This window comes from Sphingobium sp. B7D2B, assembly GCF_025961895.1.
Lineage (GTDB): Bacteria > Pseudomonadota > Alphaproteobacteria > Sphingomonadales > Sphingomonadaceae > Sphingobium.
The window spans coordinates 2,788,608-2,807,229 of sequence record NZ_JAOQOM010000001.1 but is presented as its reverse complement, the minus strand read 5'-3'; the positions used below and the strand labels follow the sequence as shown (position 1 = coordinate 2,807,229).

General features: G+C 64.6%; 14 protein-coding genes. 11 read left to right on the top strand and 3 right to left on the bottom strand.

What is annotated here, in order from left to right:
* The first annotated feature begins 106 nt into the window (after window positions 1–106).
* From uvrB to M2341_RS12965, 10 genes are all read left to right on the top strand, one after another.
* Window positions 107–2,302: an excinuclease ABC subunit UvrB gene (gene uvrB, locus M2341_RS13010; protein WP_264586045.1), complete on the top strand. Its 2,196-nt coding sequence runs from the start codon at window positions 107–109 to the stop codon at window positions 2,300–2,302.
* A 288-nt stretch (window positions 2,303–2,590) separates the two neighbouring features.
* Entirely contained in the window at window positions 2,591–3,784 is a 1,194-nt protein-coding gene (locus tag M2341_RS13005; RefSeq protein WP_264585525.1) for an efflux RND transporter periplasmic adaptor subunit, read from the top strand.
* Window positions 3,785–3,881: 97 nt separating this feature from the next.
* Window positions 3,882–7,022 carry an efflux RND transporter permease subunit gene (locus tag M2341_RS13000; protein ID WP_181560314.1) on the top strand — a complete coding sequence of 1,047 codons (3,141 nt, stop codon included), beginning with the start codon at window positions 3,882–3,884 and terminating at the stop codon, window positions 7,020–7,022.
* Window positions 7,023–7,153: 131 nt separating this feature from the next.
* Window positions 7,154–8,395: a DUF445 domain-containing protein gene (locus M2341_RS12995; RefSeq protein WP_264585524.1), complete on the top strand. Its 1,242-nt coding sequence runs from the start codon at window positions 7,154–7,156 to the stop codon at window positions 8,393–8,395.
* A gap of 91 nt (window positions 8,396–8,486) precedes the next feature.
* Window positions 8,487–8,873, top strand: a complete 387-nt coding sequence (locus tag M2341_RS12990; protein WP_413715708.1) for a DUF2946 family protein — start codon at window positions 8,487–8,489, stop codon at window positions 8,871–8,873.
* A 67-nt stretch (window positions 8,874–8,940) separates the two neighbouring features.
* On the top strand, window positions 8,941–9,411 hold the full coding sequence (locus M2341_RS12985; RefSeq protein ID WP_264585522.1) for a copper chaperone PCu(A)C: 471 nt from the start codon (window positions 8,941–8,943) through the stop codon (window positions 9,409–9,411).
* Window positions 9,398–10,021: an SCO family protein gene (locus M2341_RS12980; protein ID WP_264571011.1), complete on the top strand. Its 624-nt coding sequence runs from the start codon at window positions 9,398–9,400 to the stop codon at window positions 10,019–10,021. The genes M2341_RS12985 and M2341_RS12980 overlap by 14 nt, the downstream gene beginning before the upstream one ends.
* Window positions 10,022–10,062: 41 nt before the next feature.
* The gene (locus tag M2341_RS12975) at window positions 10,063–12,066 is read left to right on the top strand and encodes a TonB-dependent receptor family protein (protein WP_264585521.1); all 2,004 of its coding nucleotides are present in this window, start codon (window positions 10,063–10,065) and stop codon (window positions 12,064–12,066) included.
* Between the two features lie 149 nt (window positions 12,067–12,215).
* Window positions 12,216–12,776, top strand: a complete 561-nt coding sequence (locus M2341_RS12970; RefSeq protein WP_264571009.1) for a type 1 glutamine amidotransferase domain-containing protein — start codon at window positions 12,216–12,218, stop codon at window positions 12,774–12,776.
* 5 nt (window positions 12,777–12,781) lie between these two features.
* Complete coding sequence (locus tag M2341_RS12965; RefSeq protein WP_264579518.1) at window positions 12,782–13,051, top strand: hypothetical protein; 270 nt, start codon at window positions 12,782–12,784, stop codon at window positions 13,049–13,051.
* Window positions 13,052–13,076: 25 nt separating this feature from the next.
* On the opposite strand, the gene M2341_RS12960 is transcribed toward M2341_RS12965, so the two are convergent.
* Complete coding sequence (locus tag M2341_RS12960; RefSeq protein WP_264585520.1) at window positions 13,077–14,516, bottom strand: L,D-transpeptidase family protein; 1,440 nt, start codon at window positions 14,514–14,516, stop codon at window positions 13,077–13,079.
* A gap of 96 nt (window positions 14,517–14,612) precedes the next feature.
* Window positions 14,613–16,592, bottom strand: coding sequence for a DNA topoisomerase IV subunit B (gene parE / locus M2341_RS12955; RefSeq protein WP_264585519.1), 1,980 nt, complete (start codon window positions 16,590–16,592; stop codon window positions 14,613–14,615).
* Between the two features lie 352 nt (window positions 16,593–16,944).
* Between parE and M2341_RS12950 the strand changes: the two genes are divergently transcribed.
* A complete protein-coding gene (locus tag M2341_RS12950) occupies window positions 16,945–17,796 on the top strand; it encodes an outer membrane protein (RefSeq protein ID WP_264585518.1) in 852 nt (283 codons plus the stop codon).
* 110 nt (window positions 17,797–17,906) lie between these two features.
* Here the strand turns inward: M2341_RS12950 and M2341_RS12945 are convergent, their stop codons facing one another.
* Window positions 17,907–18,608: a GcrA family cell cycle regulator gene (locus M2341_RS12945; RefSeq protein ID WP_181560304.1), complete on the bottom strand. Its 702-nt coding sequence runs from the start codon at window positions 18,606–18,608 to the stop codon at window positions 17,907–17,909.
* Window positions 18,609–18,622 lie beyond the last annotated feature (14 nt).

Below are 18,622 nucleotides of genomic sequence, written 5' to 3'. Positions count from 1 at the left end.
TGACTGATGCTCACCCCATATCATGATGGCGGGCCCAGTCATCGTCGATCCCGCTTTGTTCTTCCGCCCCATTGCCGCCGGCGGCCACAATCGCCATATTCCCCCTATGGCGATCCAAATCCGCACAAGTCTGGCTGAACCCCAGACCGACCAGTCCTTCGTTCCCCACCGTCCGGCACGCCCGGAAAAGGCGGAGGGTGGCAGGCGTTTCAAGCTGGTGAGCGATTATCAGCCGGCCGGCGACCAGCCGACCGCCATTGCCGAGCTGGTCGAGGCGGCAGAAGCGGGTGAGAAGGATCAGGTGCTGCTCGGCGTCACCGGCTCGGGCAAGACCTTCACCATGGCGAAGGTGATCGAAGCGGTACAGCGCCCCGCGCTGGTGCTGGCGCCCAACAAGATTCTCGCCGCGCAGCTCTATGGAGAGTTCAAGAGCTTCTTCCCCGAGAATGCGGTCGAGTATTTCGTCAGCTATTATGATTACTACCAGCCCGAGGCCTATGTGCCCCGCTCGGATACGTACATCGAGAAAGAGTCGAGCGTGAACGAGGGGATCGACCGGATGCGCCACTCGGCGACCCGGTCGCTGCTGGAGCGCGATGACGTGATCATCGTCGCGTCCGTCTCGTGCATTTACGGTATCGGTTCGGTCGAGACCTATTCGGCGATGACCTTCAGCCTCAAAAAGGGCGAAAGCGCCGATCAGCGCGAGATCATCCGCAAGCTCGTGGCGCTGCAATATAAGCGCAACGATGCCGCCTTCGCGCGCGGCAACTTCCGCGTTCGGGGCGACAATCTGGAGATTTTCCCGAGCCACTATGAGGATAATGCCTGGCGGATCAGCTTCTTCGGGGACGAGATCGAGGAGATTGTCGAGTTCGATCCACTGACCGGCAAGAAGGCGGCGAGCCTCGATTACGTCAAGGTCTTCCCCAATTCGCACCATGTTACCCCCGGTCCGACGCTCAAGCAGGCGATGGAGGCGATCCGCCATGAGCTGACCGAGCGGCTGAAGGAACTGGTCGAGGAGGGTAAGTTGCTGGAGGCGCAGCGGCTGGAGCAGCGCACCAATTTCGATCTGGAGATGATCGCGGCCACGGGCTCCTGCGCGGGCATCGAGAATTATTCCCGCTTCCTCACCGGCCGCCTGCCGGGTGAGCCGCCGCCGACGTTGTTTGAGTATCTGCCGGAAAACGCGATCCTGTTTGTGGATGAGAGCCACCAGACCGTGCCGCAGATCGGCGCGATGGCGCGGGGCGATCATCGTCGCAAGGTGACGCTCGCCGAATATGGCTTCCGCCTGCCGAGTTGCATCGACAACCGCCCGCTGCGCTTCAATGAATGGGACGCGATGCGCCCGCAGACGGTCAGCGTCTCCGCCACGCCCGGCAACTGGGAGATGGAGCAGACCGGCGGCACCTTCTCCGAGCAGGTCATCCGCCCGACCGGTCTCATCGATCCGCCGGTGGAGATCAAGCCGGTCGAGGATCAGGTGGACGACCTCATCCATGAAGCCAAGTTGACCGCGCAAAAGGGCTACCGCACCCTGGTGACCACGCTCACCAAGCGCATGGCCGAAGATCTGACCGAGTTCATGCATGAGGCAGGCCTCAAGGTCCGCTACATGCACAGCGATGTCGAGACGCTGGAGCGCATCGAGCTGATCCGCGACTTGCGCCTGGGCGTCTATGACGTGCTCGTGGGCATCAACCTGCTGCGCGAGGGCCTGGATATTCCCGAATGCGGCCTCGTCGCCATTCTCGATGCCGACAAGGAAGGCTTTCTGCGGTCGGAAACCAGCCTCATCCAGACCATCGGCCGCGCCGCCCGCAATGTGGATGGGCGCGTGATCCTCTATGCCGACCGCATGACAGGCTCGATGGAGCGCGCGCTCAACGAAACGAACCGTCGCCGCGAGAAGCAGGTCGCCTATAATCTGGAACATGGCATCACGCCGGAAAGCGTGAAGAAGCAGATCGGCGACATCATCGCCCATGTGGCCAGCAAGGATCAGGTGACCGTCGACACCGGCCTCGACGATGCGCCGCACATGGTGGGCCACAATCTGCGCGCCTATATCGAGGATCTCGAAAAGAAGATGCGCACCGCCGCCGCCGATCTCGAGTTCGAGGAAGCCGGCCGCCTGCGCGACCAGATCCGCAAGCTGGAAGCCGAAGAGCTGGGGCTCCCCGTCGATCAGCAGGTCACCGCCAATGCCGGGCGCTATCTTGGCCGCGCAACGGAGGGCAAACCCGGCACGCGCAAGATGCGCTATGGCAAGACGCAGCGAAAAATGGGGCGCTAGCCTCACAAGCGGTGGAGACTTTTCGCGGCTCAATTTCGTTTGACAGCAAGTAGACGAAGTCTACAAGCCGGCGCCGCTGCGACACTCGGATTTCATGCAGGCGCATCCGCCGAGCATCGCTTTTGCTCAGCGTTCATTCATGCTGCTGTCCTGTAAGGTCTTCAGCTTAGAAAGCGAAGTGAACCCAGGGTGTTGCGGCTGCGAGAAGGTGGGTATAATCCCGCTTGTCGATAGTGACTTATTCATGTAATACAGTTCGAGCTAAGGGGCGCCTAGGCGGCGAAACTCATGAACTATGAAGCGAACATGAAATACGGCGTGTCCAGTGTGGACCCGGAAGAGGCCGAGAGTCGGCAGAAGCGGCGGCGCCTGCTGCTGGTTGTTGGCGCGCTCGTCGCGTTGGCGGTCATCGCGATGCTGGCCTATCGATTCTTCGGCGGTTCGGGCGATCAGGGCGAGCAGGTCAGCCAGGTGGCAATCGTCACCGTCGCTGTGCCCGCGCAGGAAGCCGTGACGCGCACCGCCAATGCCACCGGCTCACTGGCAGCGCGGGTGGATATGCCCGTCGGCGTGGTCGGCGAGGGTGGCCGCGTGGTCGCCGTTCATGTTCAGCCGGGCGACTGGGTCGGCGCGAATCAGATTCTCGCGACCATCGAGCGGTCGGTGCAGGCCCAGCAGATTTCCCAGCTCGAAGCGTCCGTGCAGGTCGCGCGGGCCGACGCCAAGCTGGCCCAGAACAATCTTGATCGCGCCAAGGCGCTGGTGAGCGACGGATTCGTGTCCCGCGCCGACATCGACCAGAAGACCGCGACGCGCGATGCCGCCGTGGCCCGGGTCAATGTGGCCGTGGCGCAGCTCAACCAGATGCGCGCGCAGGTCGGGCGGCTCGATATTCGCGCGCCCGCCGCAGGGCTGGTGCTCACGCGCTCGGTCGAGCCGGGTCAGGTCGTGTCCGGTGGCAGCGGCGTGCTGTTCCGCATCGCCCGCGCGGGCGAAATGGAAATGAAGGCACTGCTCTCCGAAGACGAGCTGGCCTTGCTGTCCGAAGGTGCCGTAGCACGCGTGACGCCTGTCGGCATGACGCAGAGCTTCGAGGGTCGCGTGTGGCAGATCGCGCCGGTGATCGACCAGACGTCGCGCCAGGGCATCGTCCGCATCGCCGTGCCTTATAATGCCGCGCTGCGTCCGGGTGGTTTCGCCAATGCGGAAATTGCCATGGAGCGCGTGTCGGCAGCGGTCCTGCCGGAGTCCGCCATTCAGAGCGACCCGAAGGGCAGCTATGTCTATGTCGTCGGCAAGGATAACAAGGTCGAGCGCCGGTCGGTGAAGACGGGCGCCGTGACAACGCGGGGCATCGCCGTGGTGCAGGGACTCAATGGCTCGGAGCGCGTCGTGCTCTATGCCGGCGGCTTCCTCAGCCCGGGCGAGACGGTCAAGCCCCGGCTCGCGAAGAGTGCAACGGACGGAAGGGCTGGCGGCTGACCGGCGACGCCTGACAAGCGACGTCTAACGGGCGACGTCTAACAGGGCGCCGCTGCTTGTGGCGGCCGTCACACGCTAGATTGGCAGGACAGACGAGATGAGTCTTCGCAACATATCGGCCTGGAGCATCCGCAATCCGGTGCCGCCGATCGTGCTCTTCATCGGCCTGCTGCTGGCGGGCATCATTGCGTTCAGCCGTATGGCCGTCGTGGACAATCCGGACATCGATTTTCCGGCCGTCAACGTCACGATCAGCCAGCCGGGCGCCGCGCCGACGGAAATCGAGACCCAGATCACCCAGCGCGTCGAGGCGGCGGTGCGGTCGATCAATGGCGTCGATGAAATCCAGTCGACGGCCAGCGAAGGATCGAGCCAGACTTTCGTCCAGTTCCAGATTGGCGTCGATTCCAACGTCGCTACCCAGGAAGTGAAGAACGCGGTCGACCAGATCCGCAGCGATCTTCCAGACGGCATTCTCGAGCCCTTCGTCCAGAAGGTCGAAGTGGGCGGCGCCGAGATCGCGTTTTTCTCGGTCCAGGCCTCGGACATGACGATCGAGCAGTTGAGCTGGTTCGTCGACGATACGGTGGCCAAGCGCCTGCTCGGCATCGAAGGCATGGCGCGCGTCGGGCGCGGTGGCGGGGTCGATCGCGAAATCCGCGTGACGCTGGATCCGGCCAAGATGCAGTCGCTCGGTGTCACGGCGTCCCAGGTCAATCAGGCGCTGCGTCAGGTGAACGTCAACGCGGCGGGCGGCCAGGCGGAGATCGCCGGCTCGCGTCAGTCGGTGCGCGTGCTGGGCAATGCGCAGGATGCCTACAGCCTCGGCCAGACCCAGATATCGCTGGGCAACGGCCGCACGATCCTGCTGGCGGACATTGCCAGCGTGACCGATGGCTATGGCGAGCAAAAGCGCCTGGCGAAGGTCGGCGGCAAGCAGGTCGTCAACTTCTCCATCGAGCGCGCCAAGGGCGCATCGGACGTCAGCGTCTTCGATGAAACCCTCAAGGTGTTGAAGCAGCTTGAGACGGAAAATCCCGGCATTCGCTTCTACCAGCGCTTCAACAGCGTGAACTATACCAAGAGCCAGTATAGCAGCTCGATGCACGCTCTCATCGAGGGTGCGGTGCTCGCCGTCATCGTGGTGTTCATCTTCCTGCGCGACTGGCGGGCGACGGTGATCAGCGCCATCGCCATTCCGCTCTCGGCGATCCCGACCTTCTATTTCATGGATTTGATGGGGTTCAACCTGAACTCCCTCTCCCTGCTCGCGCTCGGTCTGGTGGCCGGCGTGCTGGTCGACGATGCGATCGTGGAGATCGAGAACATCGTGCGGCACATGCGCATGGGCAAGACGGCCTATCAGGCCTCCATCGACGCGGCGGACGAGATCGGCCTCGCGGTGGTTGCAACGACGATGTCCATCGTCGCGGTGTTCTTCCCGGTCGCCTTGATGCCCGGCATCACCGGTCAGTTCTTCAAGAATTTCGGCTTCACGGTCGTCATCGCCGTGCTGATCAGCCTTGCCGTCGCGCGCATGATCACGCCGCTGGTCGCCGCTTATTTCCTCGAACATCATGGCGAGGAGAAGCATGGCGAGGGCTGGCTCATGGATCGCTATATGAGCCTGCTTGGCTGGGCGCTCGATGATCGCAAGGCGAAGGCTTATGCCCGGGGCGGTGGGCTGGGGCGGCGGATTCGCGCGCGCTTCCTCGATCATCGCGTCTGGATGATGGGCTTTGGTCTGGCGGCCTTTGCCTTGACCGTCATCCTCCTCGTCTCGATGCCCAAGCAGTTCGAGCCCAATGCCGATCAGGACTTCAGCCGGATCAACATCGAGGCAGTGCCGGGCACGACGCTCCGGCAGAGCGAGGCCATTGCCGATCAGGTGACCGAGCTGCTGAACAAGCAGCCGGAAGTCGATACCGCCATGGCGAACGTCGGCGAGGGCAATGCCCGTATCTTCATCACGCTCAAGAAGGACCGCAAGCGGACCAGCATCGAGTTCGAGCGCGAACTGGCGCCTCGCCTCGCGGAAATTGCGGACGCGCGCGTCTCGTTCGCGTCCCAGCAGGGCGGGTTCGGCACGGGACGCGATATTTCCGTGATGCTCTCCGGCTCTGACCCGGCGCTTCTGGAAGAGACGGCGACGAAGGTTGCCGAAGAGATGAAGAGCCTGCCCGGTGTGGTGGCGCCGCGCGTCAATGCCGACATGCAGCGGCCGGAGCTCATCATCCGTCCGCGGCTCGATCTGGCCGCCCAGCTTGGCGTCACGACGTCCGCGCTCAGCCAGACGATCCGCATCGCAACACTGGGCGATATCGACCAGAACAGCGCGAAATTCTCGCTGTCCGATCGCCAGGTGCCCATCCGGGTCATGCTGCCGGAATCGGCGCGGCGCGATCTCTCGAACATCGAGAACCTGCCTGTCCCCACGGCGGGCGGCGGCACCGTGCCGCTCAGCCGCGTCGCCGAGATCAGCTTCGGCTCCGGGCCGACCTCTATCCAGCGTTATGCCCAGCAGCGCCGCATCTTCGTCGGTGCGGATCTGGCGCAGGGCGCAGTCAAGGGCCCGGTCATGGAGGCGATCAACAAGCTGCCGACCATGCGCAACCTGCCGCAGGGCGTGAGCAATCAGGCCGTCGGCAGCGATCGCTGGCAGGAGGAGTTGATCCAGAACTTCGTCATTGCCGTGACCTCTGGCGTGCTGCTGGTCTTCGCGGTGCTGGTGCTGCTCTACAAGCGGTTCATTTCTCCATTGGTGAACATGTGCTCGCTGGCGCTGGCGCCCCTGGGTGGCCTGCTGCTGATGCTGGTGATGAACGAGCCGCTTTCGCTGCCGGTCTATATCGGCCTGCTGATGCTGCTGGGCATCGTCGGCAAGAACTCGATCCTGCTGATCGACTTCGCGCTGGAGGAGATGGACAAGGGCGTGCCCAAGTTCGAGGCGATCATGGAAGCAGGCCACAAGCGCGCCCAGCCGATCGTGATGACGACGGTCGCCATGACCGCCGGCATGGTGCCGACCGCGCTCTCGCTCACCGGTGATGGCGCCTGGCGCTCGCCGATGGGCATCACCGTGATCGGCGGCCTGATCCTCTCGACGCTGCTCACCCTCGCGATCGTGCCGGCTGCGTTCAGCCTCGCCGATGGCGTGGAAAAGCGGATCGGCCCGTGGCTGCGCCGCCGGGTGCTGACCTATGACGGCAAGGGCGAGGCCGCTCAGCCAGCCGAATAAGCAGGGGTTTCTGGAACTCTTGTCGCTGGCGGGACTTCTTCCGGCAGCGGCTTGGTTCGCGTGCCGGGATGGACCGGCCGCGCGATGCCTTGCCGGATGACCCAGGGGCAGCAGTCGGCTAGAGACGTCGCATGATCAAGGTTCCCGTCCATAGCGGCGTGCGGCAGATGCGCATCATTGCGACCGGGTTGCTGGTCGTGATGGCGATTGCCTATGTGTCGGCGCGTCGGTTCGAGGACCTGCATCCGGCTTTGGGCTTCGTCCGGGCGTTCGCCGAGGCGGCCATGGTCGGCGGATTGGCCGACTGGTTCGCGGTCACTGCGCTGTTCCGTCATCCTCTGGGCCTGCCGATCCCGCACACCGCGATCATCCCCCGCAACAAGGATCGCATCGGCGATACGCTGGCCGTCTTCCTGCGCGATAATTTCCTTACCCCCGCCGTCGTCGCTCGCCGCATGGGCCGGCTGGATGTCGCCGGAGCGGCCGGGCGCGTGCTGGCGGCGCCGGCTGCCGGTGATGGACGCTTGCGCCGAGGCGCCTCCCGCTTGCTGGCCGATTCTCTGGAAGCGCTGGATGACGAGCGGCTAGGCGGGATGCTCAAGGGCGTGCTGATCCAGCGCATTAGGCAGCTCAATGCCGCGCCGCTGCTGGGCCAGTTGCTCGCCGCCGCCATGAAGGACGGGCGTCACCAGCCGGTGCTCGATGCCCTGATCCGCTGGGGGGCGCGGACGCTGGAAGCCAATCGCGAGCTCATCCGCCAGATCGTGCATGAGCGCTCCGGCAAGATCATGCGCTTCACCGGGCTCGACGAGACGCTGGCCAACAAGATCATCGACGGGCTGGACAGGCTGCTGCAGGAGGCTGCTGACGACCCCGAGCACCGGCTGCGCTCCAAGGTGGAGGAGGGGCTGGCGACTCTTGCGGACGATCTCCAGACCGACCCCAAGATGCAGGCGCGTGTCGACCGCATCCGCGACGAGATGATCGCCAACCCGGCCATGCAGCGCTGGCTGGATGGCATCTGGCAAGCCGCGCGCGAGGCCATGCTGCGCGCCGCGCGTGATCCGCAGGCGGCGCTCGCTGGCCGGATGGGCGAGGTGGTGCGCCAGCTCGGCGAAACGCTCCGCGACGATCCCGCGCTCAAGCATGTGGTCAATCGTTTCGCCCGGCGCGTCGCGGTCGGCACGGCGGCGCGCTATGGCGACAGCATCGTCCTGCTGGTCTCCGAAACCGTCCGCAGTTGGGATGCGCGGACGATCACCGGCCGGCTGGAAAATGCAGTCGGGCGCGATCTGCAATATATCCGGATCAACGGCACCCTGGTCGGCGGTCTGGTCGGCCTCACGCTGCACAGCCTGAGCTATTTGTTCTAGAAAATCCGCTCCAGCCTGCGCGCCGTGAGGTTTTATCCGTTCGCGGGTGACAAATGCGGCGGAGGGGATTAGGAGCGCGGCCGTGTTGCATATGCGCCGCCTTGTTCTTTCGCACCGCTGCTGGGCTGCCACGCTGCTCGGCCTCGCGTTGCTGTTCAAGGCGCTGATGCCGGCGGGCTTCATGCCCGTCGTCAGTGGCAAGACGCTCACCGTCGAGCTGTGTTCGTCCGGCGGGGCCGGGCCGATCACGCTGCACATTCCCGTCGAGGGCAAGGACAAGACGCCGCAGACCCAATCGGATCAGACCTGCGCCTTCGGCGGCCTGACGGCTCAGGCGCTTGCCGCAACCGATCCGGTCGTGCTCGAAGCCGGGCTGGCGTTCATCTTCGCGACGGCCCTGCTGCAGACCGATCTGCGGCTGCCCCGGCACGAGACCTATCTCCGCCCCCCCCTACGCGGCCCTCCGGCCTACGCCTGACAATCTGAGCTGATTTGTCGGTCCTGCCGGCGCGTCGTCACGCGTGGGCATGTCGGAGTGTTTCTCAATGCAAATTCCTATCGTGATCGCGGCGGGTTTCGCCGCAGCCTTGGTGGCACCTGCCACCGCGCAGGGCGTCAAGAAGGACGGCCTCACCATCGATCGACCCTGGGCGCGGGAAACCGCGCGTGGGCAGTCTGCGGGTGGCGGTTTCCTCACTATCACCAACAGCGCCCGTGCGGATGAGCGGCTCATCGGAGGCAGTACCCCCGTGGCCACCCGCGTCGAAGTCCCCAGCATGAGCATGGAGGGCGGTGTCATGCGGATGCGGCCGCTCAAGCATGGCCTGCCGATCCCGGCCGGCGGCTCGGTGACGCTCAAGCCGGGCAGTTTCCACATCATGTTCATGGGCCTCAAGCGCCCGCTGGTGCGCGGCGAGACCATTCCCGTCACGCTCGACTTCGCCCGCGCCGGCAAGGTGCAGGTCTCGTTCGCCGTCGAGGCCGTCACTTATGGAGGCAGCCATGGCGGACACTGATCCGCGCCGGCTGGCTCGCATTCGCTTGTGGCTCTGGCTGCTGGTGGCGCTCGCTGCCCTTGGCCTTGGTATTCTGCTGGCCCTGCGGTTCGTCACCCAAGGTCCGCCGCAAGTGATTGCGGGCGCGCCGGCCGATGTCGGCCAGCATTTCTCGCTGGTCGACAGGGATGGAAAGCCGGTCACCGCGCAGACGCTCAAGGGCACGCCCTATGCGATCTTCTTCGGCTTCACCCGCTGCCCGGATATTTGCCCGACGACCCTCAGCCGCATGGCGCATCTGCGCAAGGCGATGGGCAAGGATGGGGACAAGTTCCGCATCGTCTTCGTCTCGGTGGATAGCGGCCATGACAAGCCGGCCGATGTGGGTGCTTATGTCGATCTGTTCGGCACGCCCATTCTCGGCCTGACCGGTTCGCCAACCCAGATTGCCGACGCCGCCAGGTCCTTCCGGGTCTTCTACCAGAAGATCCCGCTCGAGGGCGGCGATTACACCATCGATCACAGCGCCTTCGTCATCCTCATGGATCGCGACGGGCGCCTGCAATCCCTGCTGAGCGATCAGGATAGTGAAGATGCGGCCCTCGCCGAACTTCGCCGCCTGATCGCCTGACCCACAATATTTCAGACCCCGAACGGGGGGGAGACATCATCATGAAAACGTCCTTTATCGCTCTCGCAATCATGCTCGCCATGGCCACGCCCGCCTTTGCTGAGGAGGCTGCCGATGCCGCCGCCGATGGCGAGCGCACCATCATCGTCGTGGGCCAGTCCCAGACCCAGGAAGCCGAGCGGCTCGCCCGCGCCACGCCGGGCGGCACCGATGTCGTCCGGCACGAGGATTATGCCGACAAGACCATCGTCTCACTGCGCGATACGCTCGCCTTTTCACCCGGCGTCTACACCCAGCCGCGCTATGGGCAGGAGGTTCGCCTCTCCATCCGCGGCTCGGGCCTCTCTCGCGGCTTCCACATGCGGGGCATCACGCTGCTGCAGGATGGCGCGCCGATCAATCTCGCCGATGACAATGGCGATTTTCAGGAACTGGACCCGATCTTCTTCGAGCGGCTGGAGGTCTATCGTGGCGCCAACGCCCTGCGCTTCGGCTCGGGCACGCTGGGCGGCGCGATCAATGGCGTGACGCCGACGGGCAAGGACGCGCCCGGCCTGTATCTGCGCGCCGATGCCGGCAGCTTCGAGACAGTCCGGGGACTGGCGGCCTATGGCGGCACCAGCGGCCCGGCAGATTATTGGGTCGGCCTGAGTGCCGATAGCTCGGATGGCGACCGCCAGCACGCCCATCGCGAGAGCATGCGCATCCATGGCAATGTCGGCCTCGCTCTGTCCGATGTTGTGACCACGCGCTTCTATGCGAGCCTCAACCGCATCCGTCAGGACCTGCCCGGCGCGCTTACCGCTACGGATGTTCTGAATAATCCGGAAAAAGGCAATTTCAGCGGCGATCAGGGGCGGGATATCGACTCGATCCGCCTGCAGAACCGCACCCGCTTCGATTGGGGCCAGACCCGGCTCGATGTGGGGGCCTTTCTCAACATGAAGGATCTGTTCCACCCGATTTTCGAGGTGATCGATCAGAAATCGACCGACCGGGGCGTCTTTGCCCGGCTGGACCATGATGCCGGCATTCTGTCCTTAACGCTGGGCGGCGAGTTCCGCCATGGCGAAACGCGGGCGCGTCAGTATCGGAATGTGAATGGCCAACGCGGGGCGCTGACCTTCGATGCCGATCAGACCGCGCGCACCGCCAATGTCTATGGCGAGGCGCGCCTGCAGCCGGTGCCGGGCGTCACGCTGATTGCCGGTGGCATTTATGCCGATGGCTTCCGCAAGCGGACCGTGCTGTTCTCGACGGGCCAGAGCGGGCGCCTCGCCTTCAGTGAATTCTCGCCCAAGTTCGGCGTGCTCATCGAGCCGACCCCGGACATTCAGCTCTTCGCCAACTACAGCCGCTCGGCGGAATTCCCGGGCTTCGGGGAGGTCTTCCAGAGCGTCGGCACGCCGCCGGTCAGCACGCTCATTGCGGCCATCGCCCCGCAGACGGCCTGGACGGCGGAAATCGGCACCCGCGGGCAGGCGGGCATAGTGAGCTGGGACATCACCGCCTACCGTGCCACCCTGCGCGATGAGCTGCTGCAATATTCCCCCAATGGCACCACCGTTCCGGCCGCTACCTTCAACGCGGATCGCACGCGGCACAGTGGCATCGAGGCCGCCGTCAGCCTCGCGCCCATCCCCTGGTTGCGTTTGCGCCAGATCTGGCAATATTCGGACTTCCACTTCGTCAACGACGCGGTTTTCCGGAACAACCGCCTGCCGGTGGTGCCGCTGAATGTATTGCGCAGTGAAGTACGGATCGGGACGGCGGCGCTCAATGTCGCGCCCAATCTCGAATGGGTGCCGCAGGGGGCGTTTGCCGATTACGCCAACAGCACGCGCACGCCCGGCTATGCGCTGCTTGGCCTGACAGCAGGCGCGACGCTGACGAGCGGGGTCGACATGTTCCTCGACGTACGGAACATCACCGACAAGAAGGCCATCGGTGACATTTCCGCAGTAATCACCGCTAATGCAGCCTCCGCAATCTATTACCCGGTCGAGCGGCGCGCGGTGTACGGCGGCGTTCGCGCCCGCTTCTGAGCCTGAATGAGAGCGCTGGCGGCGGGGGTTGCTCCGCCGCCAGCGTATGATTGGTTCGGTTCAGCCTGTCTTGCACGTCCTTTGGGCTCGGAACGCCTGCCGGTGCGTTGTCCGGAATATCCCCAAACGCAAGGAAAGGCAGAGACCCCATGAGTCTGGAAGGAAAATCCATCGCGATCCTCATCGCGCCGCGCGGCACGGAAGAGCCCGAATTCGTTCAACCCCGCGACGCCGTGACCAAGGCGGGCGCCACCGTCACCGTAATCGGCATCGAGACGGGTGAAGCCAAGACCAACAATAATGATCTCGACCCCGGCGGCACCTACACTGTGGATCGCGCGGTTGCCGATGTGTCCGTCGATGACTTCGACGGCCTGATCATCCCCGGCGGCAGCGTCGGCGCAGACAAGCTGCGCGGCGATGATGATGTCGTGGATCTGGTTCGCGCCTTCGCCGAGGCTGGCAAACCCATCGGCGTGATCTGCCACGGTCCGTGGCTGCTGGTCGAAGCCGATGTGGTCGAGGGGCGCACGCTCACCTCTTACCCCACAGTCAGAACCGATATCGAGAATGCCGGCGGGGATTGGGTGGATGAGGAAGTCGTCGTCGACAACGGCCTCGTCACCAGCCGCACGCCGGATGATCTGGACGCCTTCTGCGCCAAGATCATCGAGGAATTTGCTGAAGGTCGTCATGTCGATGCGGCCTGACCTGCATGTCTGACGGCTTGCTGACAGCCTTACAATATTATGGCGCGGCCGCGGCGACGCTGGCCGCGCTCATCGTGTCGCTCAATCTCGGCCGGCTGTGGACGGGCTGGGCGATGGTGATTTTCGTCACCAGTTCCATGGCGCTTATCGGCTGGGGTTTCCTCCAGCCGGAGAGCGAAGGCATCGGCGTGCAGAACATCGTGCTGCTCGTCATCAACCTTGTCGGGGTGTGGCGCTATCTGCTGCGGCCGGGCCGGCGCCGGGTGGAGGATTAGCCTAAACCGCCCGGCACCAAGTGGATCACGGCCCAATATCGCCGCGATCGCCCCGCACCCGCCGTTCCGACCCCGAGCCGAAGCCAAGTGCGGCGGCGACGGGGTTGTTCCACCCATAAGGATCGTCGCGGACCACCGGCTCGCCGGCATCGTCGAAGATCACGGTCTGGTAGAGCAGCCGCACCGGGATTTCGCGGGGCAGGGGGACAAAGCTCTCCTTGCCGGTTTCGCGTGCCTTTTGCCATTCGGTCGTCACGCCTTCGTCCCGCGCAATCATATCGGCAAAGCCAAGCGCATCCTGCACGCGCACGCAGCCATGGCTCCGCTGGCGCTGTACGTCATCGAACAGTTGCTTGGCCGGCGTGTCGTGCAGGTAGATGGCGTGATCGTTCTTCATGTCGAATTTGACGAGCCCGAGCGAATTCTTCGGCCCGGGCTGCTGGACGATCCAGCCGTCCTTCCGCGCCATGTTGTTGCGGCGGAGATAGTCTGCGCCCTTGCCGGCCAGTTCCCTCTCTTCGATAGAGCGGGGCACGGTCCAGGTCGGGTTGGCGACGAGGCGATAGATGGGCGATCCGAGCATCGGCGTTTCATGGTCCGGTTCGCCCACGATCACCCGGCGCACATCGGCCAGCTTACCGTCGCGCCAGTAGCTCTGCCGGGCCGCCGCAATGTTCACATCGATGCGCGTCGCAGGCGGCGTGCGTTCGAGCCAGCGCATCCGCTCCATGTTCACCGCGATGGCGCGGGCGCGGTCAGCGTCTGACAGGTTGATGATCTTCAGCGCATCATCCCCGATCACCCCGTCGGTCGCGATGCCATAGTCCGCCTGCATGGCCCGCACGGCGGCGGCGATTGCCGGGGTGTAGCGCGTGTCCGTGCTGGCATTCGCCTTGTCGAGATAACCCGTCGCAACGAGCTGCCGGGCTATGGCCGGGATGCGGGGATCGCTCTCACCGGGCTTGAGCGGCGCGCTGGTTGCCGGAATTTCGGTGCTGGGGCCATTGCCTTGCTTGCGCAGCGCCAGATAGGTCTCGGACAGTTTGCGATAGCTTGCATCCTGCGGCGCGAGGCTGGCCAGCCACGCGCCGACCCTGCCCTCCCGCAAGGCCTGCGCAAGCCCAGCGCGAAGGTCGGGCGAGGGGCGGGGGACGGTATAGATTTCATACAGCTTGGTCGGGTCAGTCGCGCCGCGAGCCAGTGCCTGCGCATAAGCGAGCGCGGCCTTGGTGAGCTGGGTCTTGTCGGCCTTTTCACCCGAGCCGGCGAGGCCGAAATCCTTCTGGTCCAGTCCATGGGCGGCGCGCTGGGCCAGCGCTTCGGTCAGTTGATCGGTTGCCTCGTCGCTCCACTGCATGTCTTCCAGCGCGACGCCGGCCTGATCCTGATTGTCCTTTGTTTTATCGCAACCTGAAAGAAGCAGCGCGACCGCCAGCAACGATGATCCAAAAATTCCAGTGCGCACATATGTCTCCCGACTGCTTGGTAGGGAAACGCGAGGCGCGGGATAACGCTCCCGTTACGGGCGGTTTCAGGCGCGAATTCCGTGGGCTCGCCCGGCTCAGGCGTCGATGACATCCTCATCGACCTGCGCGGCATTCTCCTGAATGAACGCGAAGCGATGCGCGGGATTGGTGCCCATCAGCCGGTCCACCAGATCCTTCACGCCCGCGCGTTCCTCATATTCCTGCGGCAGGGTGATGCGGATCATCTTGCGCTTCTTGGGGTCCATGGTGGTCTCGCGCAGCTGCATGGGGTTCATCTCGCCCAGGCCCTTGAAGCGGCTGACCTCCAGCTTCTTGCCTTTGAGCTCGCCGCTGCGCAGTTTGGCGAGCGCGGCATCGTCCGCCGCATACCAGCTCTTGCCGCCCGCCACGAGGCGGTAGAGCGGCGGCTGGGCGAGGTAGAGATGGCCCCGGCGCACAAGCTCCGGCATCTCCTGGAAGAAGAAGGTCATCAGCAAGGTGGCGATATGCGCGCCATCGACATCGGCGTCGGTCATGATGACGATGCGCTCATAGCGCAGATTGTCCGGGTTGCAGTCCTTGCGGGTGCCGCAGCCGATGGCGAGGATCAGGTCCGCGATTTCCTGATTGGCGAGGATCTTGGCAGAGGTGGCCGAGGCGACGTTCAGGATTTTGCCGCGGATCGGCAGGATCGCCTGCGTCTTGCGATCACGCGCCTGCTTAGCGCTGCCGCCGGCGCTGTCGCCTTCCACGATGAACAGTTCAGTGCCCTCGGGGTCATCGGACGAGCAGTCGGTCAGCTTGCCCGGCAGGCGGACCTTGCGGCCGGAGGTCGCCGTCTTGCGCTTGATTTCCTTTTCCTGCTTGCGGCGCAGGCGCTCGTCCATCCGCTCCAGCACATGGCCGAGCAGCGCCTTGCCCCGGTCCATATTGTCGGTGAGGAAATGGTCGAAATGGTCGCGCATGGCCGCTTCCACCAGCCGCGCAGCTTCAGGACTGGTCAGCCGGTCCTTGGTCTGGCTCTGGAATTGAGGATCGCGGATGAACACGCTGAGCATCAGTTCGCAGCCGGACATGATGTCGTCCGTCTGGATGTCCTTCGCCTTCTTCTGCCCGACCAGCTCGCCAAAGGCGCGGATGCCCTTGGTGACCGCGCCGCGCAGCCCGGTCTCGTGCGTGCCGCCGTCCGGGGTGGGGATGGTGTTGCAGTACCAGCTGGTGGAACCGTCGGACCAGAGCGGCCAGGCGATGGCCCATTCCACGCGCCCGACACCGTCCGGGAAATCCTGCGTGCCGCGGAAGAACTCCGCTGTCGCGCATTCGCGATTGCCCAGCTGCTCACGCAGATGATCGGACAGGCCGCCGGGGAACTGGAACACCGCCTCGGCGGGTGTGTCATCCGTGATGATGGCCGGATCGCATTTCCAGCGGATTTCCACACCGGCAAAGAGATAGGCCTTGGAGCGGGCGAGGCGGTGCAGCCGGGAGGGCTTGAACTTCAGTTCGCCGAAAATCTCGCTATCCGGCGTGAAGCTGACGCTGGTGCCACGTCGATTGGGCGCCGCGCCCACCTTCTCCAGCGGACCCACAGGGTGCCCCTTGGAGAAGCGCTGGCGGAACAGTTCGCGATTGCGCGCCACCTCGATCTCGGTGTCGACGGACAGCGCGTTGACCACGCTGATGCCGACGCCATGCAGGCCGCCCGAGGTCGCATAGGCCTTGTCCGAGAATTTGCCGCCCGAGTGCAGCGTGGTGAGGATGACCTCCAGCGCCGACTTGCCGGGGAATTTGGGGTGCGGGTCCACTGGGATGCCACGGCCATTGTCGATGATCGTCAGCCGATTGCCCGCCTCCAGCGTCACCTCGATGCGGGTGGCGTGGCCGGCGACCGCTTCGTCCATCGCATTATCGAGCACTTCGGAGGCGAGATGGTGCAGGGCGCGCTCATCCGTGCCCCCGATATACATGCCGGGGCGGCGACGGACCGGCTCCAGCCCCTCCAGCACCTCGATGGCGGAGGCGTCGTAGCTTTCGGTGGTGCGGGCGATGTTCTGGTCGAACAGGTTGTCGGACATGCGGGAACTATAGGGCCAGCGGAGTCACCGGCGCAAGCGGCGTGATCTTATCGGGCGGGCGGTGGAACCATGTCGGCGCCCGAGCGCTCTAGCGGATCGATCATCGCAGCGCCGCACCGCGGCCAAATGCAATAGAATAGCCTGCAGATGCAGACCGCTTTGTGAGCAACGAAGTACGCAAAATCAATAATCGCGACCGTTTCGTTCATCTGGCAGCAATATTCGCGGCCAAAGCGTTACAAAAAAGAGACAGGTGTCGTGGTTAACAGAATTTTGTGAGCGAGTTCGCGAAACCAATTCGAGGGGGTGAACGTATTGCGGCCAGCCAGTTCAGAGGCAGGAGATTTACTGTATGAAGAAGATCGCTCTCATTTCGCTCACCACCGCCATGGCAGGCCTGCTGGCCGCTCCGGCTCTGGCGCAGGATGGCGCGGGTGATTGGACCGGTCCGTATGTCGGTGGCTCGCTCGGCATGGCCTGGCAGCCCAATTATGACCGCGACACCCTCGAGACGCTGACCTTCGACACCAACAATGACGGCAATTACGGCGACACCGTTTCCACGGCTGTCCCCGGCAATGCCTTTGCTCCCGGCTTCTGCCGCGGCCGCGCGCTTGGTGCTACGCCCGGCTCCTGTGCCGGCGACAAGGATCGTCGCGTCGCTTGGGGTGTCCATGCCGGTTATGACATGCAGATGGGCAACTTCGTCGTCGGTGCCGTGATCGAAGGCGGTCGCACGATGATCGGTAACTCGGTCAGCGGCTTCAGCACCACTCCCGCCAGCTATGTGCTGTCGCGCCGGATTGACTGGGATGCCAACGCCCGTCTGCGCGCCGGTCTGGCACTCGGCACCGGCACGCTGATCTACGGCACCGGTGGTGTTGCTTACGCCAAGATCAAGAACAACTTCGCCACCACCAACACGTTCAACACCTTCACCGAGTCCAACGAAAGCGCGGACGAGTGGGGCTGGACCGCTGGCGGCGGCATCGAGCAGCGCGTGAGCCAGAACTTCTCGATCGGCGTGCAGTATCGCTACACCCGCTTCAACACGGATGGCTACACGGTTCGCGCCGGCCAGGGCACGCCGCCCTCGCTGACGAACCCGTTTGTGATCACGCCGGCTGGCTTCACCGACATCCAGCGCACCAACGATGTGTTCGATCATCACACCGTTCGCGCGACGGCGAGCTTCCGCTTCTAAGATCGATTGCGCCCTCCCGCTTCATAAGGCGGGAGGGTGTATGTCGCACTGGAATGCCAGATATAGAAAAGGGGCCGAAACCGGCCCCTTTTTTGTCATCGCTTTATGCCTCAGCGCACCCGCGGGCCGCCATAAGGCATGGGCGGCGGCGGACGGCGCGTGCCACGCGGCAGCTGCGCCTGATAGGCCCGCCCGCAATGCTCCACGCAATAAGGGAAGCCGGGGTTCACCTTCTCACCGCAGAAGTGGAAGTCCGGCTCGCCCGGATGGCCCATCGGCCATTTGCAGATCTTCTCGTTGAGATCGAGCAGGCTGGTCTTGTCTGCGATTTCCGGGCTGGGCTTGGCCGGAACCAGCCGGCGCGGCGGTGCCGGCGGAATCGGCTGCTGCATCTCGCCCGGGCCCTGCCGCAGGAAGCCGCCGGGGCCAACCGAGACGATCCGGGGCTGGGGAGGCGGCGGCGGTGCGTCGGCAGCAGGCTGGGCCGCGACGGGCGGCTGCGGCCGTGCTTCCACCACCGGCGGCGCCTTGGGCTGCGGCTTTGCGATGCGCGGCTCGGGTGCCGGCGCGGCTTCCACCTTGGGTGCGGCGGGTGCCGGCGGAGGCGCGGCCTTGCGGCTTTGCGGCGCGGCAGCGCGGCTGGAGTCCGCCGCCTTCACGGGGGAGGGGCGCGACTGCAGGCCAAGGCGGTGCGCCTTGCCGATCACGGCGTTGCGGCTCACGCCGCCCAGCTCTTCAGCGATCTGGCTCGCAGTCATGCCGCGCTCCCACATCTGCCGGAGCTGATCGATGCGTTCGTCTGTCCAGGACATGCCTATTCCTTCAA